Below are 21,618 nucleotides of genomic sequence, written 5' to 3'. Positions count from 1 at the left end.
AACGCCCTGTTCCACGACCCGGCCGCCGCCCTCGTCGTCGACGGGCGCGTCACGGCGGCCGCCGAGGAGGAACGCTTCAACCGCCGCAAGTACGGCAAGCGCCTCCTGCCCTGGACGTACTCCTTCGACCCGGCTCGCGCCCGGCCCGCCCACGAGCCGGGCCTGCACGACCCCTGGGACCCGCTGTGCCAGGAGTACACGAGCGGCGCCCCCGAACTCTTCGCCGGACCACTGCCCAGCCCGCGGCGCGAGCGCATCCCCGCCGTCGTGCACGTGGACGGCACCGCCCGCGTCCAGACCGTCGAGGAACGGCAGGAACCCCTCGTGGCCCGGATGCCGGCCGCCTTCGAACGGCGCACCGGACTGCCCGTCGTCGTCAACACCAGCCTCGACACCGCCGGACGGCCCATGGCCGACGATCCGCGCGACGCCCTCGAGTTCTTCGCCTCCGCGCCCGTGGACCTGCTCGCCATCGGACCGTACGCGGTGCGCAGGGGAAGGGCGTACGCATGAACAGGGCCTACTCCGTGGTCATCCCCACCCTCGCGCGCGACACGCTCGCCGACTGCCTCGCCGCGCTGGCCGCGGCGACCGGCCCGCGCCCCGAGGAGATCATCCTCGTCGACGACCGGCCCGACCCCGAACCGGGCCCGCTGGAGCACCCGTTGAGCGTCCTCGGCGACCTGCGCGCACGCACCACCGTGCTGCACAGCGACGGCCGCGGTCCCGCCGCGGCCCGCAACACAGGCCTGCGCGCGGCCACCTCGCCGTGGATCGTGTTCCTCGACGACGACGTGCAGTGCGGCCCGCACTGGTGCGACCAACTCGCCCACGACCTCACCGAGGCGTCCCCCGACACCGCGGGCGTCCAGGGTGTGCTCGCGGTACCGCTGCCCGACGAGCGCCGGCCCACCGACTGGGAACGCGGCACCGCGGGACTCGCACGGGCCCGCTGGATCACCGCCGACATGGCGTACCGCACCGAGGCACTCAAACAGGTCGGCGGCTTCGACGAACGTTTCCGGCGCGCCTACCGCGAGGACGCCGACCTCGCGCTGCGCGTCCTCGACGCCGGCTGGCGGATCCGGCAGGGCCGGCGCACCAGCCTGCACCCGGTGCGGCCCACCGGCCGATGGGTCTCGCTGCGCGCCCAGCGCGGCAATGTCGACGACGCGCTCATGCGGAGCCTGCACGGACCCGACTGGTGGCACCGGGCCCTTGCCCCGCGCGGCCGGCTGCGCAGCCACCTCGCCATCACCGCCGCGGGCGCGGCGGCCTGCGCGCTCGCCGCGGCGGGGCGCCGCCGGGAGGCCTTCACGGCCGGGCTGATCTGGGCCGCCGGGACCGCCGAACTCGCGTGGGCACGCATCGAGCCCGGCCCGCGCACCCGCCACGAGGTCGACACCATGCTCGCCAGCAGCGTGCTCATCCCGCCCGTGGCCACCTGGCACTGGCTGCGGGGTCTGTGGCGGCACCGCGGGAGTGCGCCCTGGCGGGAGGTGACGCCGTGAGCCGCGTGCGAGCCGTGCTGTTCGACCGCGACGGCACCCTGGTCGAGGACGTCCCCGACAACGCCGACCCCCAGCGCGTCCGCCCCACCGACGGTGCCCGCGAGGCCCTGGAACTGCTGCGACACCAGGGCCTGGCCACCGGGTTCCTCACCCACCAGCCGGGCGTCGCGCGCGGCACCCTCACCGAGGCCGACGTGCGCCGGGTCGACGCCCGTGTCGACGAACTCCTCGGCCCCTTCGACGTGCGGGGCGTCTGCCCCCACGGGCCCGACGACGGCTGCCACTGCCGCAGCCCCGAGCCCGGTCTGCTGCTGTGGGCCGCCGGACGGGTGTGCACCGGGCCGGAGGGGACCGTCGTCATCAGCGGCCGGGTCTCCGACGTCGAGGCCGCCCGCCGGGCCGGCGCCCACGGCGTCCTCGTACCGACACCGCACACGCCACCGGAGGAGACGGCGGCCGCCGAGCACGTCGCGCCGGACCTGCTGACCGCCGTCCGCGCGGTGCTGCTGACCGGGCCGCCGCGCGGGCACGTCATCGCCGACGAGCGGCCCCTCGAGGCGGCGTACAACCACGAACAGGAAGACGGAAGGCGCCGGTGAACCCCACCCACCACGAGGAGTCGACCCGATGAGGATCGCCATGGTGTCCGAGCACGCGAGTCCGCTCGCCGCACCCGGAGGCACCGACGCCGGCGGCCAGAACGTGTACGTCGCCCGCCTCACCGAGGAACTGACGCGGCGCGGCCACGAGGTCACCGTCCACACCCGGCGCGACTCCACCGACCTGCCCGACCGGGTGCCCCTGCCGGGCGGCGGCGTCGTGGACCATGTGCCGGCAGGGCCGCCCGACCTCCTCCCCAGGGACGACCTCTACCCGTACATGACGGGCTTCGGCGCCCATCTCGCGCGCGCCTGGGACCACGAACGGCCCGACGTCGTGCACGCCCACTTCTGGATGTCCGGCGTGGCCGCGCGCACCGGCGCGCACCCGCACGGCATCCCCGTCGTGCAGACCTTCCACTCCCTCGGCACCGTCGAACGCCGTCACCAGGGCCGACGGGACACCAGCCCTTACGAACGCGTCGGCTCCGAGCGGGAGTCGGGCCGCAGCTGCGGGCGGGTCCTGGCGACCAGTACCGACGAGGTGTACGAGCTGACCGGCATGGGCGTACCGCCCCGGCACGTGTCCGTCGTGCCGTGCGGAGTGGACATCGACCGCTTCCACCCCGGCGCGCATGACCCCGGCGTGCCGGAACGGCAGCGGCGGCACCGACTGCTCGCCTGCGGCCGCCTGGTGCGCCCCAAGGGCTACGACCGTGCCGTCCGCGCCCTCGCCGAGATCCCCGACGCCGAACTCCTCGTCGCGGGGGGACCGCCCGCCGACCTGGTGGAGACCGACCCCGAGGCGGAACACCTGCTGCGGCTGGCCGACCAGGTGGGGGTGGCCGACCGGGTGCGGCTGCTCGGCGCCGTGGAGCCGGACCGGATGCCCGCGCTGATCGGCAGCGCCGACGCGGTCGTGTGCGCACCGGCGTACGAGCCCTTCGGCATGGTGCCGTTGGAGGCGATGGCGTGCGGGGTGCCCGTCGTCGCCACCGACGTGGGCGGCCACCGGGACACCGTGGCCGACCGGCGCACGGGACGGCTGGTGCCGCCCGACGACATCCCGGCGATCGCCTCCGCCGTCCGCGTGCTGCTCGCCGACGACGAACTGCGCCACCGCTACGGCGAGGCGGGGCGCGAGCGGGTCCTCGCCCGCTACACCTGGCAGCGCGTCGCGGACGGCGTGGAACACGTCTACCGGCAGGTCGCCGTGGGCCACGCGCCGCCCTCCCAGGTGGCGTGACGGTGCCCCGGGGCGTCCCCGGGGCACCGTTTTCACCAGAGGGTCACTGGGCGTAGAACGTCGCGTCCGCCTTGTCGAGGGTCGTGCTCGGCGTCTGTACGTACAGCAGGTAGTCGTAGTGGCGGATGTAGCGTCCGGCGGTGCCGTACGACTCGTAGGAGACCCCGGCGGAGTCGGCCAGACCGGCACGCCGGTAGAAGGTGGCGTCGGACGCGAACTGCGCGGTGCCGTCGTTCTTCTCCACCCACACCTCGCCGTTCTTGCTCCGCAGGAAGTAGCCCGGGAAGTTGGCCGACTCCAGCGACACCGTGCCGCTGCCGGTCAGCCCGGTCACGACCCGGAACTGCGAGTCCGCGAGCGGGGAGACGTTGGCCTCGATCTTGGCGCGGAACTCCCAGTGCCGGATGAAGCGGTCGGCGAAGTTGTACGACGAGAACCGCTGCGGGGTGACGCCGTCGGCGACCGGGATGCCGAAGTCGGGCGTGCCGTCGGCCTTCCAGTACACCTTCTGCACGCGGGTGCGGCGGTTGGGGTCGTTGAGCGGGTCGCCGGTGATGTCCTTGTAGCTGCGGTCGTGGTAGACGAGGATGTCCGACTTTCCGTCCTCGGAGACGGTGAAGGAGTTGTGGCCCGGACCGTACTGCGAGGTCGCGGCGCTGGTCTTGAACACCGGCTGCGAACCCTTCGTCCAGGACGCCGGGTTGGTCAGGTCGGCGCTCGCCGAGGCGGTCAGCATGCCCAGGCAGTAGTTGGCGTCGGTTGCGCTCGCCGAGTAGGTCATGAAGACCTTGCCGCCGTGCTGGATCACCGCCGGGCCCTCGTTGACCTTGTAGCCGACCGTCTCCCACGACAGCGTGGGCTGCGAGATCTCCGCCGGAGTACCGGTGATCGTCCAGGGGTTGGCCATCTTCGCGATGAACAGGGACGTGTTGTTGTTCTCGGCCGGGTTGCGCTGTGCCCAGGCCAGGTAGCGGACACCGCCCACGACGAACGTGGTGGAGTCCAGGGAGAAGCTCTCCCACGTCGTCTTGATCTGGCCCTTCTCGGTCCAGGTCGCGGTGAGCGGGTTGGCGCCGGTGCCCTCGAGGACGTACATCCGGATCGCCCAGATGTCGTTGGTGGCGCCGGCCGCGAAGTACACGTACCACTTGCCGTCGATGAAGTGGATCTCCGGTGCCCAGATGTGGGCGCCCATCACACCGCTGGAGTGCTTGGTCCAGATGGTGACCTCCGGGGCCGTCGACAGGCCCTGGATGGTCGTGGCCCGGCGCAGCACGATGCGGTCGTACTCGGGGACGGTCGCGGTGAAGTAGTAGTAGCCGTCGGTGTGCTTGAAGATGTGCGGATCGGCGCGCTTCTCGGCGATCGGGTTGGTGTAGGTCACGGCGGGGGAGTCGGGCACGGCGGCCTGAGCGGGGGAGGCCGGGCCGACGAGGGCGGCGGCGACGGCCACCAGGACGGCCATGAGCAGCCGGACGGCGTTGCGTCTCAAGGGGGTTCTCCAGATCAGAGGGGAGAGCGGAGCGAGATCAGAGGGGAGCGATCAGGTGGTGGGCACGAGCTTCCACTGCTGGCAGGTGTTGTTCAGCCACGCCCACTGCCGTACGTCGGTGCCGTTCGCGGTGCCGCAGTTGGCCACGTCGGCGACCTTGCCGCTGTTCTCGTTGACGATGCGCACGTAGTCGCCGCTCGCGGTGAACACCAGGCGGTAGCGCTGGCACTTGTTGTTGAGCCAGGACCACTGCTGGATGTCGGCGCCGTCTGCCGTGGAGCAGGACGCCGTGTCCATCACGCCTCCGGTGGCCACGTTCACCAGCCGGTTGGTGTCGTCGGCGAGGTCCTCGATCCGCCACTTCTGGTTGGCCCCGCCGGTGCAGGTCCACTGGAAGATGTTGGTGCCGTTGGCGCTGTTGCCGCCGTCGAGGTCCAGGCACTTGCCGCTGTTGCGGTTGACGAGGGTGTACGAGGTCGGGGTGGCCGCGCTCTCGCCGGACGGCCCGGGCAGTGACGTGCCGAGCGCGACGGGCGTGCCGAAGTTCGGGGTGCCGTCGGCGTTCCAGGTGAACTTCTGGGCCCTGGTGGTGCGACCGTTGCCGCAGCCGCCGTTCGAGGCGGAGTTGGCGTGGTAGACGATCCAGTTCTCGGTGCCGTCCGGCGAGGTGAAGAAGCCGTTGTGGCCCGGGCCGTAGACGCTGTTCGCGTCACTGCGCTGGAAGACGGGCGTCTGCTTCTTGGTCCAGGACGCGGGGTCGAGCGGGTCGCTGCCGGTGAGCTCCAGCTGACCGAGCTTGTAGTCGGGGGTGCCGCAGAAGCTGGCGGAGAAGGTCAGGAACGTCCGGCCGTCGTGGTACAGCGGTTCCGGCCCCTCGTTGACCGCGCCGCCCGAGGTCTCCCAGCTCAGCGTGGGGCTGGAGATCACGGTGAAGGTGTTGCTCGCCAGGGTGTACGGGTTGCTCATCGGCGCGATGACCAGGCTCTGCTTGCTGCCGTTGATGAAACCGCTGCCGACGAGATAGAGCTTGCTGTTGGCCTGCAGCACGGTCGCGTCGATCAGCCAGCCGCCCGGCGTGAGGTTGGAGCCGGTGAGCGAGCCCTTGTAGGTGTAGGGGCCCAGCGGGTCGGTGCCGGCGCTCTCCAGAACGTGCGTGCGCTGCGAGTCGCAGCAGGAGACACCGCTCTGGCCGGCCGAGTAGTACAGGTACCAGTGGCCGTTGAACTGGTGGATCTCCGGCGCCCAGATGTTGGTGTTGCGGGTGGGCGTGGTGTCCGACCACACCTGCACGTTGGGCGCGGTGGCCAGACCCGCCAGGGTCGGCGACTTCCGTATGCCGAGGATGCCGGTGAACGTGGTGGTGACCAGGTAGTAGTTGCCGTCGTAGTACTCCAGCCAGGGGTCGGCGCCCTTCGACGACTTCAGGGGGTTGGTGTACGGGCGGCCGTCGGCCGCGGACACCGGCTGGGTCGACGCCACGAGGGCGACGAAGAGGGCGAGCACCCAGATGATCAGGGGTCTGCGACCGCGCATCCGCGACATACAGGACCGTCCCTTGTCCGTGATTTCGAACGTAGTTCGTAACTTCGGCCAGAAGATATGGGTCGCATAAGTTCGCGTCAATGGTTTCGACACAGGGGTGACTTCTGAGCCATTCGGGCCTGTCCCAGCAGCCGTTGTCCGCGCGTTCGTCCAGCGTGTTGCGGAGGAGACGCGGAGAGCGGCGACGAGAGGCGACACAGACGGATGGCTCACGGCGTAGGCACCACCCCGGCCGGCACCCGGCACCCCGGTAAACCCGCCGCCACCCACCCCCACCGGCGTTACTGGCACGCCTGGCGCGACCGGTGGCTCGCCCTGGTCGCCGTCGGCTTCACCCTGGCCCAACTCGTGCTAGTCCGCCCCGGCATGGGCCTCGGCTGGGACGAGTCGGTCTACGTCAGCCAGGTCGCCGACCACGCCCCCGCCGCCTTCTTCAGCGCGCCCCGCGCCCGCGGGGTGCCGTTACTCGTGGCCCCGGTCGCCGCCTGGTCGTCCTCCACACCCCTGCTGCGGATCTACCTGGCGCTGCTGTCCGGCCTCGCCCTGTTCCTCGCGTTACGCGTCTGGCGCGGCCTGTTCCCCACTCGGGTCGTCGCACTCGGCGGCACCCTGTTCGCCACGCTGTGGATCACGCTCTTCTACGGCCCGCAGGCCATGCCGAACCTCTGGGTGGCGTTCGGCGCCCTGATCTGCTCCGGCTGCGTCCTGCGCGCCGGGGCCGACCCAGGCGGCCGGGTGGCCCCCTGGGGTGTCTTCGCCGGGGCGGCCCTGATGGCCGGGATGCGCCCCATGGACGCGGCCTGGACCGCCCTGCCCCTGCTCGCCCTCACGGTCGCGGTACGGCGATGGCGGCGACCCGGGCTGCTCGCGGCCCTGCTCCTCGGCCTGGCCGCCGGGGCGGCCCCATGGGTGGTCGAGGCCTACACCGACTACGGCGGCCTGGCCCGGCGGTTGTCCGACGCCTCCAGGATCCAGGGCGGACTCGGCTGGCAACTCGCCTTCGACGACCAGCTGCGCAGCCTGGACGGGCGCACCCTCTGCCGCCCCTGCACCGGCGCGATGGCGCACCCGGCGATCACGGCGTGGTGGTTCCTGCTGCCCGCCCTCGCCGTGGTCGGGCTGATCGTCGCGGTCCGGGCCCGGCGCGCGGCACCCACCCTCCTGCCCCTCGCCTGCGCCGCCGCGGCCGCCGTCCCCTACCTCCTCCTGATCGGCTACGCGGCTCCCCGCTTCCTGCTCCCCGCCTACGCGCTGCTGGCCCTCCCCGTCGCCGACGCCCTCGTCCACCTGGTGCCCGCGGCGCACGGAATCCGGCGTACCGTCGTCGTGACCGCACTGGTGCTGGCGCTCGCCGGGCACCTCACCGTCCAGTTCGCGGTCCTGGAACGCACCGTGCACCGCACCACCGCCGCCCACCGCGACTGGGCCCGCACCGCCGCCGACCTGCACCGCCTCGGCGTACGTCCACCCTGCGTCCTCTCCGGGCACGAGGCCGTCCCGATCGCCTACTACGCCGGCTGCGCCTCCCGGCAGCCCCGCGGCCACGACACCAGCATCACCGCGGCCGGCCTGGTGCGGGCCGCCCACGGCACTCCGGTCGCCGTCCTCACCGAACCCGGCGAGCGCCCACCCGCCCACGCCCGTACCTGGCCGGCCCGGAAGGCGGGCGGACTCACCGCGTACGTGGCCCCCTTCGTGCTGCGGGACGGGTGACCCCGACCCTCCGGGGGCGCCGGCTCAGGCGCGGACCAGCGGGGTGTCGACCAGATGCTCCGCGAGGAACCACGCCTGGAGCTCACCGGTCCTGATCACCTGCGACACCAGCAGGTCGTTGGTGCCGTCGTCACCCAGCCCGGCGGCCCGGGCGGCGGCGTCATGGGCGTCCACGAGAATCGTCTCGTGCGCCTCCAGGAGCCGTGACAGCATCGCCGGCACCTCCTCCACCCCGTCCGGCGGACGCGGGATCGACGTGATCTCCGCGACGTGCCGGGCATCGCCCACCGCGACACCGCCCAGGGACTGCACCCGCTCCGCGATCGTGTCGACGATCTCCAGCTGTTCCCCCGCGTGCTTGTCCAGGACCAGGTGCAGTTGGTAGAAGGTCGCGCCGCGCATCAGCCAGTGGTGCTTCTTGTACAGCCCGTGGAGGATCTGCGTGTCCGCCAGGACCTTGTTCAGCCGCTGGCAGGAGTACATCCGGGCCTCATAGGACAGGCCGACCGGGAACTGCTTCACGGTCCCGAACTCCTGGATCGCCTCGCCCTTCTGGTGCAGCCAGGGCTGGCTGCCGCCCGCGGGCTGGGAGCTGGTGGTCATGATCCGCCTCCTGTGGTGCGGTGCTGTGCGTGTACGCCGGTGACGCTGGGCGCGTGCACGGCTCCCGGATGGCCCGGCAGTGCACGCGGCGGTGCCCCTGAGCGCACTGCCGCCCGCCGCGTTCACTCTCGGGCAAGGCTCCGTGCGCCGATGGAACAGGGCCCTCCGGAGAGCCGGCCTAGCCTCGGCAGGACGTCTGCCCCTCGGGAGCCCCGCACTGAACCGCACTCCGCTGAACCTCATCAACAGGCCCCTGCGCAAAGGCCGTTCACCCGCCATGCCCGGCCGTGACCCCTCCGAACCGCACCGGGCGGCGACCCCGCTGGAGCTCTTCTTCGACCTGTGCTTCGTCATCGCGGTGGCGCAGGCGTCCGCAGGGCTGCACCATGCGCTGACGGAGGGCCATCACGCCGCGGGCGTACTCCGCTTCGCCCTCGTCTTCTTCACCATCTGGTGGGCGTGGATGAACTTCACCTGGTTCGCCTCCGCCTACGACCCCGACGACGTCCCCTACCGGCTCGCCGTCCTCGCCCAGATCACCGGCTCCCTCGTCCTCGCCGCCGGGGTGAGCCGCGCGTTCGAAGACGGGGACCTGCGGATCATCACGCTCGGCTACGTCGTCCTGCGCACGACGCTCGCCGCGCTGTGGCTGCGGGCCGCGCTGTCCGACCCGGCCCGGCGCGGTACGGCGTTGCGGTTCGCGGCAGGTGTGACGGTATGTCAATTGGGCTGGCTGGGGCTGCTGTTCACTCCCGAGACCATTCGTCTGCCGCTCATCGGCGTGATGATCACAGCCGAGATCTCCGTCCCCGTGTGGGCGCAGTCCGCCGGGATGACGCCGTGGCATCCGCGGCACATCGCCGAGCGCTACGAGCTGTTCACCCTCATCGTCCTCGGCGAGTCCGTCGCGGCCGCGACCGTCGCCGTCCGCGGTGCCTTCGAGCGCCATCAGGGCACGGGCGCGCTGTACGCGCTCGCCGGTGGCGGTCTGCTCACGGCGTACGCCATGTGGTGGTTGTACTTCGCCCGCCCCGCCCACACCCTGCTGGCCACGACCCACCAGGCCCACCGCAGACGGTTCCCCTGGGCCTACGGCCACTACCTCGTCTTCGCCTCCGCGACGGCGGAGGGCGCGGGTCTGGCCGCGTATGCGGACCACGTCACCCGTGGCACCGACGCCTCCGCCACCGCGGCGGGCGCGGCGGTGACCGTGCCCGCCGCGGTCTTCCTGCTCACGGTGTGGGCGGTACACCTGCGCCCCCATCGGCGAAGGCCCGCCGAGCACGTCCCGTACCTCGCCACGGGCGCCGCCGTCCTCACGGCCACCTGGTCGCCGGCCCCGGCACTGACGAGCGGTGTGCTGCTGGCGACACTGGTGGCGTTGACGGCGGCCAAGGACCGACGGAGGTGACCCCATCAAACCCCGCCGGTCGGCACCACTCGGCCCGTCCGGGGTTCGAGGAGTCTTCCGGGCCCGTTCCCGCCCCGGCTCAGCCGCCGTGCAGCGCCGTGCGCAGCGTCTCGACGGCCATCGAGATCGCGGCCTCGGCGGCATGCGTCTCACGCAGCGCGTTGAGCATCACGAAGTCGTGGATGATCCCCTGGAAGCGTACGGCGGTCACCGGCACCCCCGCCTCGCGCAGCTTGTTCGCGTACGCCTCGCCCTCGTCGCGCAGTACGTCCGCCTCACCGGTGATGACCAGCGCCGGGGGGAGGCCGGTCAGCTGCTCGGTGGTGGCGCGCAGCGGGGACGCGGTGATCTGGGCGCGCTCGGCCTCGTCGGTCGTGTACTGGTCCCAGAACCACTGCATGCCGTCACGGCGCAGGAAGTAGCCGGTGGCGAACTGGTGGTACGAGCCGGTGTCGAACGCCGCGTCCGTCACGGGGTAGAACAGCACCTGCTGGACCAGGGGCACGTCACCGCGCTGCTTGGCCATCAGCGTCAGCGCCGCCGTCATGTTGCCGCCGACCGAGTCGCCCGCCACCGCCAGCCGGGAGCCGTCCAGGTCCCTCGACGCGCCCTGCTCGACGACCCACCGGGCCACCGCGTAGTTCTGCTCGATGGCGACCGGGTAGCGGGCCTCGGGCGAGAGGTCGTACTCCGGGAAGACGACCGCCGCGTTCGCGCCGACGGCGAGTTCGCGCACCAGACGGTCGTGGGTGTGGGCGTTGCCGAACACCCAGCCCGCGCCGTGGATGTAGAGGATCACCGGCAGCGTGCCACGGGCACCCGCCGGCTTGACGACGCGCGCCCGGACGGTGCCCGTCGGACCGCCCTCGACGGTGATCCACTCCTCGTCGATCGCCGGTTTGTCGATCTCGCCGGACTGCACCTCGTCGACCGCCTTGCGGCCCTCGGCGGGCGCCAGGTCGAAGAGATAGGGCGGGTTGGCGGTGGCCTCGGCGAACGCGGCCGCCGCCGGCTCCAGGACCGGCTTGATCTGCTCGGTGGTGTCGGACATGTGGTTCTCCTGATTCCTCGCGTGCGATCCGTGGATGAGTCGGGCAGCACGATAAAACCGGAAATTCGCGGTGAATGGTCCACGAGCGCACCGGAGTCGACCTCACAGCGCACGAAAGAATGAGCCCGTCCCGGCGAGAAAGAGCCAGTGCGCTGTCAGTACGTATTCGGTGCACCGAGGGGACACAAGGCCGAGTGCCCGCGGAATAGCGTGACGGCTCCCAAGGAAATCCGTTCGCCCCGAGGAGGTTGTCCCACGGTGTCCACGATGCCGGTCGGCGGGCTCGTTCCCCGCGCCACCGACGACGCAGCGGACCTGATCGTCCGCAACGCCAGGATCCACACCGCGGACCCGGCCCGTCCGCACGCCGGGGCGATCGCGATCCGCGCCGGTGTCGTCACGGCCGTCGGTGACGACAAGGACATGGCTCCCCTCGTCGGCCCGGCCACGCGGGTGGTCGACGCGCTCGGCCGTCGCGTGGTGCCGGGCCTCAACGACTCCCACCTGCACGTGATCCGCGGCGGCCTCAACTACGTACTGGAACTGCGCTGGGACGGCGTACCCACCCTGCGCGAGGGCCTCGCGATGCTGCGGGAGCAGGCGGCCCGTACGCCCAGGGGACAGTGGGTGCGGGTGGTGGGCGGCTGGTCGGCCGAGCAGTTCGCCGAACGCCGGCTGCCGACCGTCGCCGAGCTGAACGCGGCCGCGCCCGACACCCCGGTGTTCGTGCTGCACCTCTACCAGTCGGCCGTCCTCAACCGCGCCGCTCTCAAGGCCGCCGGATACACCAGGGACACCCCGGACCCCAAGGGTGGCCAGATCGTCCGCGGCCGCGGCGGCGAGCCCACCGGCATGCTGCTGGCCGCGCCCAGCGCGCTGATCCTCTACTCCACGCTGGCCGAGGCCCCGGCCCTGGAGGGTGAGGACAAGAAGACCTCCACCCGGCATTTCCTGCGCGAACTCAACCGATTCGGCCTCACCTCGGCGATCGACGCCGCCGGGGGGTTCCAGAACTTCCCCGACAACTACAGCACGGTCGTCGAACTCGCCGAGGCCGGACAACTCTCCCTGCGGATCGCCTATCACCTCTTCCCGCAGACCCCGGGCCAGGAAATCGCCGACCTCGCCCGCTGGACGCAAACAGTCGGGCCGGAGGACGGCGACGAATGGCTACGGCTGAACGGCGCGGGCGAGAACCTCACCTGGGCGGCCGCTGATTTCGAGAACTTCTCCCAGCCGCGCCCGGAACTCACCGATTACGAGTCGGAATTCGAGAGGGCCGTACGGCTCCTCATGGAGAACGGCTGGGGATTCAGGCTGCACGCCACCTACGACGAGACCATCCGCCGCGATCTCGCGGTGTTCGAGAAACTCGCCGCGGAAGGGCTCTTCCCGGCCGGCAACCGCTGGCTCTTCGACCACGCCGAGACCGTCTCCGCCGCCAGCCTCGACCGCATCGCGGCCCTGGGCGGAGCCCTGTCCGTGCAGAACCGGCTCTCTTTCCAGGGCGAGGCGTTCGTACGCCGCTACGGCCTCGGAGTCGCCGCCGACGCCCCGCCGATCCGGGCGATGCTGGACCGCGGCCTGACCGTCGGCGCCGGTACCGACGCCACCCGCGTCTCCACCTACAACCCGTGGATCGCCCTGCACTGGCTGGTCACCGGCCGCACGGTCGGCGACCTGACGATCCGGCCGCCGCGCAACCGGGTGGACCGGCGTACCGCCCTCGCCATGTTCAGCGCGGCCGGAGCCGCGCTGACCGGGGAGGCGGACGTCAAGGGCCTGCTGCGCCCGGGCTTCCTCGGCGACCTCGCCGTCCTCTCCGACGACTACTTCACCGTGCCCGAGCAGGACATCGCCCACATCGAATCCCTGCTGACGGTCGTCGGCGGCCGCATCGTCTACGCCGCCGCCGAGTACGAGGGCCTCGACGAGGAACTGCCACCGGTCAGCCCCGACTGGAGCCCGGTGGCCCACTACGGCGGCTACCGGGCCGCACCCCGCACGGGCCGCTCGGGCGCCCGCCAGGCCGAACTGCTCGGCCACGCCGTGGCGGAGTCCGAGCAGCACCGCCAGTGGCGCGCCCGCCGAGGGCTCGCCCCCGAAGACGCGAACACGGTCGCCCTCGACCCCTGCTTCGCACTCTGACCCTTCACCCCTCCCCTCCCCTCCCCTCATGAAAGGCACTCCCATGGTCGACATCGACAACGTCACCGCAGCCCCCGGCCCCGACCTGCTCACCCCGGACAACGCCGCCGTGCTGCTCGTGGACCACCAGCCGCAGATGTTCTTCGGCACCGGCAGCGGCGACCGCACCGCGATCATCAACGCGACCGTCGGCCTGGCCAAGGCCGCCAAGGTCTTCGACGTGCCCGTGGTGCTGAGCACGGTGGCCGCCGAGTCCTTCTCCGGCCCCCTCCTGCCGCAGCTCGCGGACGTCTTCCCCGGCCACAAGGTCATCGACCGCACCACGATGAACGCCTGGGAGGACGTCGACTTCGTCGAGGCGGTCAAGGCGACCGGCCGCAAGAAGCTCGTCATCGCCGGCCTGTGGACCGAGGTCTGCATCGTCCTGCCCACCCTGTCCGCGCTCGCTCAGGGCTACGAGGTCTACGTCGTCACCGACGCCTCCGGCGGTGTCAGCCCGCAGGCCCACGAGCACGCCGTCCAGCGCATGATCCAGGCGGGTGCCGTCCCGGTGACCTGGGTCCAGGTGCTCCTGGAGCTCCAGCGCGACTGGGCGCGTACGGAGACGTACGTGTCCACCACGGAGGTCGTGAAGGAGCACGCCGGCGCCTACGGCCTCGGGGTCGTCTACGCGCAGGCCGTCATCGGCGCCCACGCGGCCGGCTGAGCCGCCGATCCCTGGGCGTCAGGAACGGACAGGAACACACACGCAATGGACACCGGACTGTTGATCCTCCGGCTGGTGGCGGGCCTTCTCATCGCCGGGCACGGAGTGCAGAAGGTCAGCTTCCACCTGGGCGGCAACGGCCTCGCGGGCGGCACCGAGGAATTCCGCCACGACGGCTTCCGCGGCGGCCGGCTCACCGCGCTCGCCGCGGGCGCCGGCCAGCTCGGCGCCGGTCTGTTCCTGGCGGCCGGACTGCTCACCCCCGCGGCGGCGACGACCGCCGTGGGGGTGATGACGGTCGCCGCCACCGTCAAGTGGCACAACGGACTCTGGGTACAGAACGACGGGTACGAGTACCCCCTGGTCCTCGTCGTCGTCGCCGGGGTACTGGCCCTCACCGGCCCCGGCCGCTGGTCCGCCGACCACGTCGTCGGGCTGACTCCCTGGCCGTGGTGGGCCGGCCCCGCGGCTCTCGTGACCGGCCCCGCCTGCGGACTGCTCACCCGTGTGGTGCTGCGCCGCCCGTCCGCTCCGGGCAGGAGGACCCCGTATGCGCAAGCTGCTGACTGACGCGGCCCGCACGCTCGCGCCGCCCCGGGAGGACCCGCACGGCCCGCTGCCCCCGCTCCTGCTGGCGCTGACCGTCGTCACCGGACTGGTCGACGCCGTGAGCTATCTGGCGCTCGGCCATGTCTTCGTCGCCAATATGACCGGGAACGTGGTCTTCCTCGGGTTCGCCCTGGCCGGCGCGCCGGGACTGTCCGCGAGCGCGTCGATCGTCGCGATGGCCGCGTTCCTGACCGGGGCGCTGGCGGGGGGACGCTTCGGCACCCGGTTCGCCGGGCATCGCGGGCGCCTGCTGGCCGCGGCCACCGGGCTCCAGGCGGTGCTCTTCGCCGTCACCGTCGCCGTCGTGCTGATCGCGCACGGCGAGGTGACCACCAGGGTCCAGTACGCCCTGATCGTGGTCCTCGCCCTCGCCATGGGCCTGCAGAACGCGGTCGCCAGGCGGCTGCGCGTCCCGGATCTGACCACGACCGTCCTGACCCTCACCCTCACGGGGCTCGCCGCCGACTCCCTCCCGGCCGGCGGCGCAGCCCCCCGGCCCGGCCGACGCGTCCTGTCGGTCGTGGCCATGTTCCTCGGCGCCCTCGTCGGCGCCGCCCTCTTTCTCCACGCCGACCTGCACCTCACCCTGGTCCTGGCGTTCCTGCTGCTGGCCACGGTCTCGGGGTCGGCGTACCGCCTCTCGGTGTCCGGCGCGGTCTGGACGAGACCCCCGTCCTGACCGAGCCGTCGACTCCACCCACCGGCTCTCTATCGGCTCAGCGCCCGTGTCCCCCGGCCCGTGTCCCGCCACTCGCTGGGGGACATGCCGTACGCGGCACGGAACACGCGGCTGAAGTGGGTGGCGCTGAGGAAGCCCCAGCGGCCCGCGACCGCGGCGATCGTCTGCCTGCCGCGCACCCGGTGCACGAGGTCCCGGCGGCACTCCTCCAGACGGCGGCGCTGGATCCAGCGGCCGACCGTCGTGCCCTCGTCCTGGAACAGCCTGTGCAGGTAGCGCACGGAGATGTGATGGGCCCCGGCGATCATCTCGGGGGACAGGTCCGAGTCGGCCAGATGCCGGTCGACGAAGCCCAGGATGCGCGACAGCAGCGGTGACCGGGTCTCGGGCAGGCCCGCCGCGTCCTGGCCCAGCTGGTCCGCGGCCAGCGTGGTCAGCAGGTTCACGGCGTTCCAGGCGAGCATCTCGCCGACCGACGGACGCGACACGGAGACCGTGTCCGCGAGCTCCGACAGGAACGGCGACAGCAGCGCCCCCATCCGCGAGGACCGGCTCACCGGGGCCGCCATGACCCGGCGCACGTCCCGTTCCTGAAGCCCCAGCGCCTCGCGCGGAACGAGGAAGACCTTCAGCCGGCAGTGCTCCGGGAAGTCCAGCACGGGCGGCCGGTCCGCGTCGTAGAAGCAGATGTCCCCCGGCTCCATCAGGGAGGTTCGGGGCTCCGGCACGTCCAGGGCCCGGCCGCCGCCGCGGATGCCCACGAAGAGGTACGCGCCACCCGCCTGCGCGATCAGCCGCCGACCCGGGGACCACGGACCCCCGCCGGGCAGCCGTGCGGGGTCCGCACCGGTGACGACGACGTCCAGGCCTCTCGGCATCCGGCACACCGTCTCGTTCATCTTCGTCGCCTCCGAGGCCAACTCACCGCAGCTCACCTGCACATTCACCACGGGAGGGAGCGTAGAAGGACGGTTGTGCAAAAGAAGTGACATCGCGGTGACAACGGCCGGGCTACGTACCGCCGTTGCGCGCGAAGTGGTCGGACAGGCGCTGCCGCGCGGACTGGCGATCCGTCAGGGAGTCGTACGTCTGCGCCAGTTCGGTGGCGAATACGCGCAACAGGTCGTGCGGGGCGTAGCGGCCCGGGGCGTGCTCGGTGACCAGGTGGGCCTCGGCGAGGTCGTCGAGGATCAGACGGGCCGCGCGAATGGGCAGACCCGCGAGGGCGGCGGCCGTGTCCGGGGTGAGGTCCGGGCCGGGGTGCAGGGACAGCAGACGGAACAGCCGGGCGCTCTCGGGCGGCAGACAGCGGTAGGACGAGGCGAAGGCGAGACGGGCGTCGGCGGCCCCCACCGGTCCCGCGAACGCGTCGAGGCTGCCCCGGGACTCCCGCAGCTCCGCGGCGATGGCCGCGAGCGGAAAGCCCGGCCGGGCGGTGGCGCGGGCGGCCACGATGGCCAGCGCCAGCGGCAGCCGGCCGCAGCGCTCGACGATCTCGTCGGCCGCCGCGGGCTCGGCGGCCAGCCGCTCCCGACCGACGCGCAGGGCCAGCACGGCCCGCGCGTCCGCGGCCGACGGCAGGTCCAGCCGCAGTGGGTGAGCACCGGAGGCGACCAGTCCCGGCAGCCCGTTGCGGCTGGTCACCAGCGTCAGACAGCCGGGCGACGCGGGCAGCAGCGGCCGCACCTGGTCGGTGTCGGAGGCGTCGTCCAGCAGGACGAGCAGCCGCCGTCCCGACAGCACGCTCCGGTACAGCCCGGCGAGGGCGTCGAGGCCACCCGGCAGCCGGCCCGCGGGCACGCCGAGCGCGGCGAGCATCCCACGCAGCGCCTCGGCCGGCTCCACCGGCGTCCGGGACGGGGCGAACCCTCGCAGCTCGACGAGGAGTTGACCGTCCGGGAACCGGTCGGCGACCTCGTGGGCCCAGCGCACCGCGAGCGTGGTCTTGCCGATGCCGGCCATGCCGCCGATCAGCACCGTCGCGGGCGCGCCCGCCGACCCGGCCGCCACCCCGGTGACCTCCAGCAAGCTGCTCAGCTCGCCCTGCCGACCGGTGAACACCGGCAGATCCGGCGGCAGTTGCGCGGGCCGCACCACCGGCTCGGACACCTGGGACGCCTGCGACTCCGCGCACCGAGCCGTCCACGTCCGCGGCCCAGGCGCCAGGCCGACGGGCCGCAGCTCCTGACGCAGCACCCGGGTGTGGGCGGCCGCCAGCTCGCCCCCGGGCGACACGCCCAACTCCTCGGCCAGCAGCCGTCGTACGCCCTCGTACGCGGCCAGCGCCTCGGCCTGCAACCCGCAGGCGGCGAGGGCCATGACGAGGCGGGCGTGCAACGACTCGTTCAGCGGGTCGAGCTCGACGGCCCGGCGCAGCCGCGGCAGGACGGGCTCGGTCCGGCCGCACAGCAGCGCCACGTCGGCCGCCATCACCGTCGTGTGCACGAGCTCGCGCTCCACCGCGGCGAACACCGCGTGCTCCCGCACCGACGAGGGGATCCCCATCGCCACCGGCCCCCGCCACTCGCCGAGCGCCTCGACGAAGTGCCGCAGCGCCACCTCGGGCCTGCCCGTGGCGGCCGCCCGCTTGCCCCGCTTGGCCAGACCGCGGAAGCGCAGCAGGTCGACCTCGTCCTCGTCCGCCGCCAGCAGACAGCCACCGGCCCGGCGCAGCAGCCTGCGGCCGGGCGCCCGGGGCGGCAGACCGGGCTCGAGCAGCCGCCGCAGCGCCCCGACGTACCGGCGCACCACGTTCGGCGCGCTGACCGGCGGCCGCTCCGGCCAGAGCACGTCCACCATCTCGCCCGCCGGCACGGGCCGGCCCACCCGCACCAGGAGCAGGCCCAGCAGGGCGCGCTGCTGGGGGAACCCCAGATCGAGCTCCCTGCCCCCCTCGCACACCCGCAGCGGACCCAATACCTCGAACCGCGTCAACTCCGTGCAACCCCCTGCCCTCGACCCCCTGGGAGCAGGGTAGAAGGGCGGCCGGGCGAACACCGCCGCCCCCTGCGCTCCCGGACCACAGGCGGTGCACTCTCAGCCAACGCGCCCGCCCACCGCTCCTGCCTGCCCACGGTGTCACCGAAGGTCACACGGGTAGTCGACAGCGTCACCACGACCCCCGGCGGACAATGGCCACAGGAAGGGAGCGCCCCGGTGTTCTACATCGACACCATCGAGACCGCAGGGCTCGGCAACCACAGCTACCTCGCGGGAGCCGCGCACACGGCCGTCGCCGTGGACCCGCCCCGGGACGTCGACCGGGTGATCGCCGCAGCCGCCCGCCGAGGCGTGCGCGTCTCCCACGTCGTCGAGACACACATCCACAACGACTACCTGACGGGCGGCCCGGAGCTGGCCCGCCTCACCGGCGCCGCGTACCTCGTCCCGGCCGCCGCCAGGGTGTCCGTCGAACGGGTCCCCGTCCACGACGGCGACACCACGGACATCGACTCCGGCCTGACCCTGCGCGCGCTCGCCACCCCCGGCCACACGCCCCACCACATGTCGTACGTGCTCCAGGACGGTGGGACGCCGGTCGCCGTCTTCACCGGCGGATCCCTCCTCATCGGCACCGTCGGCCGCCCCGACCTGGTCGACCCCCGGCTGACCGAACGACTCGCCCGCGACCAGCACGCCTCCGCCCGCCGCCTCGCCGCCGAGCTGCCCGACGAGACCCCGGTGCTGCCCACGCACGGCTTCGGCAGCTTCTGCTCCTCCGGCCCGGCCGGCCGCGACGCCACGACCATCGGCAAGGAGAAGACGGCCAACGACGCCCTCGTGCAGGACGTCGACACCTTCGTGCGGCAGGTACTCGCCGGCCTGGACGACGTCCCCGCGTACTACGCCCACTTGGGACCGCTCAACGCCGTCGGCCCGCCCCCGGTGGATCTGACCCGGCCCGCCGTCGCCGACGCCGACGACATCGCGGACCGGCTGGCCGCCGGGGAGTGGGTCGTCGACCTGCGCGGCCGAGTCGCCTTCGCCGCCGGCCATGTCGCCGGCTCCTTCAACTTCGAGGCCGACGGCAAGCCGGCCACGTACCTCGCCTGGCTGGTCCCGTGGGGCAAGCCGGTCACCCTCCTCGCCGAGTCTCCGCGCCAACTGGCCGAAGCACAGCGCGAGCTGGTGCGGGTCGGCATCGACCGCCCGGCCGCCGCGGCGACCGGAGGGCCTACGGCGTGGATCCGCGACGGGGAGTCACCGCGCACCTTCCCACGCGTCGGCTTCGCCGAGCTGGCCACCGAACTGGTCTCCGAGCGCGGCGACTTGGTCGTCCTGGACGTCCGGAGGGACTCCGAGCGGGCCGAGAGCCACCTCCAAATCTCCTTGCACATTCCCCTCCACACCCTCTACCAGCGGATCGGTGAGATCCCCGCCGGCCGGGTATGGGTGCACTGCGCCAGCGGCATGCGCGCGGCCATCGCAGCATCTCTGCTGGACGCCGCGGGCCGCGATGTCGGCGTCGTCGACGACAGCTTCGACGCGGCCGAGCCGGCGGGGCTGAGGGTGGTCAGGCGCCGAGACCCGCGATGATGTCCGCGTCCGCCGCCGCCTTGGACGCAGCCCGTTGGATGGGAGAGGAATGCAGCCCGGACCGTCCGAAGAGGTGGCCGAACCCGCGGAGATCGCGGCACGGCTGCGGCACGTCTACTGGATCGGCGGTGGGAGCGGCGCGGGCAAGTCGACGATCGCCCGCCGGCTGGCCGACCGCCACGGCTGGCGCCTCTACGCGACCGACGACGTGATGCGGGACCACGCCGGCCGGACCACGCCCGAGGAGGCGCCCCTCCTGCACGAGTTCATGGCCATGGACATGGACGAGCGGTGGGTGAACCGGTCCGCACACGTCATGCTGGAGACGTTCCACTGGTTCCGGGGCGAGGCCTTCGGACTGATCCTCGAAGACCTTCTCCGCCTCCCGCGGGACCCATGCGTCGTCGAGGGCTTCCGGCTGCTCCCGCATCTGGTCAAGCCTCTGCTCGCCGCCCCCGAGCACGCCGTCTGGCTCCTCCCCACGCCAGATTTCCGCCAGGCGGCCATCCGGAGCAGGTCGGCGGCAGGGGAGGGGTTCGTGCAGCGGACCAGTGACCCGGAACGGGCCGCCCGCAACGTGGCCGAACGCGACCACCTGTTCACGTCCCACATCCGGGAGGAAGCCGAGCGCCTCCACCTGCGCACCATCCACGTCGACACCACGATGACGGAAGACGATCTCACCGACCGGGTGACCACCGTGTTCCGACTCTGAGCCGGCCTTCAGCGACCTCCGTGGGGAGCGGATGCCGGGCTCCAGCGGGGGCTGCTCAGGACGCCGATCGCGCGCCACGCGTGCGACTGCCGCCCGCACCGCCTCCTGCGACCGACGGCGGTCACCGCACGTGCAGGAACTCCGGGGCTCCGCGCAGCCGTGTGCGCAGGTGTTCCTGGGTGGCGCTGCTGTCGAGGCGGACGTCCAGGGCGCCGGGGACGGGGGCGTCGGCTCGGCGCCCCGTGGGCAGGCGGGCCGCGTCGAGGCCGTCGCGTCGGGCGATGAGGACGCCGAGTCGGTGACGGCTGAGGGCGTCCGCCCCGGCGAGGTGGAACATCCCGGCACGGTCGGACCCTGCGAGTTCCAGCAGGGCGCGGGCCAAATCCTGGACGTGCACCGGGCAGCGGACGTCGTCGGTGAACAGCACGCCGTCGCGGGTACCGGCCGCCAGGGCGTGGACCATGCGCTCGTGCGCGGATCCGCCGTCACCGATGATCAACGACGTGCGTGCGACCGCGGCGGCCGGCGACAGCAGTCGTACAGCGGTCTCGGCGGCCGCCTTCGCCGCGCCGTACGGGGTGAGGGGATCGGGGAGGCAGGCCTCGTCGTAGTGGACCCGGGCACCGGAGAACACGGCGTCGCTGGAGACGTGGACCAGGCGGCAGCCGACCTTCGCCGCGGCTGCCGCCACGTGGAACGAGCCGTCGGCGGTGACCGCCCAGTCGCTCCCCCCGCTGGTCGCGTCGACGACGGCATGGGGAGCGACCGCCGCCAGCAGCTCATCGACCTGTCCGGCGGAACGGACGTCGAGCCGGTGCCATGACGCTCCCGACCCGCCGCCCGGGCGGGAACAGTACGTCGCGGCTGTCTCCCAGCCCGCGGCGGCCGCCTGACGCACGAGCTCCGTCCCCAGGAATCCGCTGCCGCCGATGATCAGGATCCTCATGACGCCCCACGGTAGGGCAGTCCGGTCCTGGCCGGAGCGGGGCGCCCGGTCCCCGCCGAGGGCGACCACATCGAGGCCGTGGGTACGGTAGGGAAGGCCGGACGGACCCCG

General features: G+C 72.6%; 18 protein-coding genes and 1 pseudogene. 12 read left to right on the top strand and 7 right to left on the bottom strand.

Translation table 11 applies throughout. The features are described from left to right. Positions 1-207: 207 nt before the first annotated feature. From IG99_RS46515 to IG99_RS35925, 4 genes and pseudogenes are all read left to right on the top strand, one after another. Positions 208-513 (top strand): annotated as a pseudogene (locus tag IG99_RS46515) (carbamoyltransferase C-terminal domain-containing protein); the annotation flags it as partial. Further along, positions 510-1,511: a glycosyltransferase family 2 protein gene (locus IG99_RS35935; protein ID WP_037681776.1), complete on the top strand. Its 1,002-nt coding sequence runs from the start codon at positions 510-512 to the stop codon at positions 1,509-1,511. The pseudogene IG99_RS46515 and the gene IG99_RS35935, both read left to right, overlap by 4 nt. After that, positions 1,508-2,110, top strand: coding sequence for a D-glycero-alpha-D-manno-heptose-1,7-bisphosphate 7-phosphatase (locus tag IG99_RS35930; protein ID WP_037681774.1), 603 nt, complete (start codon positions 1,508-1,510; stop codon positions 2,108-2,110). The genes IG99_RS35935 and IG99_RS35930 overlap by 4 nt, the downstream gene beginning before the upstream one ends. A gap of 28 nt (positions 2,111-2,138) precedes the next feature. After that, on the top strand, positions 2,139-3,356 hold the full coding sequence (locus IG99_RS35925) for a glycosyltransferase (RefSeq protein WP_037681772.1): 1,218 nt from the start codon (positions 2,139-2,141) through the stop codon (positions 3,354-3,356). A gap of 43 nt (positions 3,357-3,399) precedes the next feature. Here the strand turns inward: IG99_RS35925 and IG99_RS35920 are convergent, their stop codons facing one another. Continuing rightward, positions 3,400-4,821, bottom strand: coding sequence for a family 43 glycosylhydrolase (locus IG99_RS35920; RefSeq protein ID WP_037681838.1), 1,422 nt, complete (start codon positions 4,819-4,821; stop codon positions 3,400-3,402). A gap of 78 nt (positions 4,822-4,899) precedes the next feature. Next, positions 4,900-6,390 carry a family 43 glycosylhydrolase gene (locus IG99_RS35915; RefSeq protein ID WP_037681770.1) on the bottom strand — a complete coding sequence of 497 codons (1,491 nt, stop codon included), beginning with the start codon at positions 6,388-6,390 and terminating at the stop codon, positions 4,900-4,902. A gap of 204 nt (positions 6,391-6,594) precedes the next feature. Between IG99_RS35915 and IG99_RS35910 the strand changes: the two genes are divergently transcribed. Continuing rightward, positions 6,595-8,103 carry a hypothetical protein gene (locus IG99_RS35910; RefSeq protein ID WP_037681769.1) on the top strand — a complete coding sequence of 503 codons (1,509 nt, stop codon included), beginning with the start codon at positions 6,595-6,597 and terminating at the stop codon, positions 8,101-8,103. A 24-nt stretch (positions 8,104-8,127) separates the two neighbouring features. On the opposite strand, the gene IG99_RS35905 is transcribed toward IG99_RS35910, so the two are convergent. Beyond that, positions 8,128-8,706, bottom strand: coding sequence for a Dps family protein (locus IG99_RS35905; protein WP_037681768.1), 579 nt, complete (start codon positions 8,704-8,706; stop codon positions 8,128-8,130). 277 nt (positions 8,707-8,983) lie between these two features. Between IG99_RS35905 and IG99_RS35900 the strand changes: the two genes are divergently transcribed. Continuing rightward, positions 8,984-10,117: a low temperature requirement protein A gene (locus IG99_RS35900; RefSeq protein ID WP_107056104.1), complete on the top strand. Its 1,134-nt coding sequence runs from the start codon at positions 8,984-8,986 to the stop codon at positions 10,115-10,117. A gap of 79 nt (positions 10,118-10,196) precedes the next feature. Here IG99_RS35900 and IG99_RS35895 read toward each other — a convergent pair whose 3' ends face one another. Then, positions 10,197-11,168, bottom strand: a complete 972-nt coding sequence (locus tag IG99_RS35895) for an alpha/beta hydrolase (protein WP_037681767.1) — start codon at positions 11,166-11,168, stop codon at positions 10,197-10,199. Between the two features lie 267 nt (positions 11,169-11,435). Between IG99_RS35895 and IG99_RS35890 the strand changes: the two genes are divergently transcribed. Genes IG99_RS35890 through IG99_RS35875 form a run of 4 tightly spaced genes read left to right on the top strand, consistent with a single transcriptional unit; the run spans position 11,436 to position 15,310 of the window. Continuing rightward, positions 11,436-13,316, top strand: coding sequence for an amidohydrolase (locus tag IG99_RS35890; protein ID WP_199815681.1), 1,881 nt, complete (start codon positions 11,436-11,438; stop codon positions 13,314-13,316). Positions 13,317-13,359: 43 nt separating this feature from the next. Further along, a complete protein-coding gene (locus IG99_RS35885) occupies positions 13,360-14,022 on the top strand; it encodes a hydrolase (RefSeq protein ID WP_037681762.1) in 663 nt (220 codons plus the stop codon). A 45-nt stretch (positions 14,023-14,067) separates the two neighbouring features. Further along, entirely contained in the window at positions 14,068-14,592 is a 525-nt protein-coding gene (locus IG99_RS35880) for a DoxX family protein (RefSeq protein WP_037681759.1), read from the top strand. Next, positions 14,573-15,310 carry a YoaK family protein gene (locus IG99_RS35875; RefSeq protein ID WP_037681756.1) on the top strand — a complete coding sequence of 246 codons (738 nt, stop codon included), beginning with the start codon at positions 14,573-14,575 and terminating at the stop codon, positions 15,308-15,310. The genes IG99_RS35880 and IG99_RS35875 overlap by 20 nt, the downstream gene beginning before the upstream one ends. A gap of 29 nt (positions 15,311-15,339) precedes the next feature. Here the strand turns inward: IG99_RS35875 and IG99_RS35870 are convergent, their stop codons facing one another. Both IG99_RS35870 and IG99_RS35865 read right to left on the bottom strand, forming a co-directional pair. Continuing rightward, complete coding sequence (locus IG99_RS35870) at positions 15,340-16,260, bottom strand: helix-turn-helix domain-containing protein (protein WP_324606159.1); 921 nt, start codon at positions 16,258-16,260, stop codon at positions 15,340-15,342. A gap of 61 nt (positions 16,261-16,321) precedes the next feature. Beyond that, the gene (locus tag IG99_RS35865) at positions 16,322-18,244 is read right to left on the bottom strand and encodes an AfsR/SARP family transcriptional regulator (protein WP_234312069.1); all 1,923 of its coding nucleotides are present in this window, start codon (positions 18,242-18,244) and stop codon (positions 16,322-16,324) included. A 222-nt stretch (positions 18,245-18,466) separates the two neighbouring features. Between IG99_RS35865 and IG99_RS35860 the strand changes: the two genes are divergently transcribed. Then, entirely contained in the window at positions 18,467-19,846 is a 1,380-nt protein-coding gene (locus IG99_RS35860; RefSeq protein WP_037681753.1) for an MBL fold metallo-hydrolase, read from the top strand. Positions 19,847-19,895: 49 nt separating this feature from the next. Continuing rightward, positions 19,896-20,561, top strand: a complete 666-nt coding sequence (locus tag IG99_RS35855; protein ID WP_051866296.1) for a shikimate kinase — start codon at positions 19,896-19,898, stop codon at positions 20,559-20,561. 121 nt (positions 20,562-20,682) lie between these two features. On the opposite strand, the gene IG99_RS35850 is transcribed toward IG99_RS35855, so the two are convergent. Beyond that, on the bottom strand, positions 20,683-21,507 hold the full coding sequence (locus IG99_RS35850) for an SDR family oxidoreductase (RefSeq protein WP_037681748.1): 825 nt from the start codon (positions 21,505-21,507) through the stop codon (positions 20,683-20,685). Positions 21,508-21,618 lie beyond the last annotated feature (111 nt).

This window comes from Streptomyces griseus subsp. griseus (genome assembly GCF_000720255.1).
GTDB classification, from domain to species: domain Bacteria; phylum Actinomycetota; class Actinomycetes; order Streptomycetales; family Streptomycetaceae; genus Streptomyces; species Streptomyces griseus_I.
Note: the sequence above shows the minus strand (reverse complement) of the source record. Positions and strands in the feature narration are given on the sequence as shown.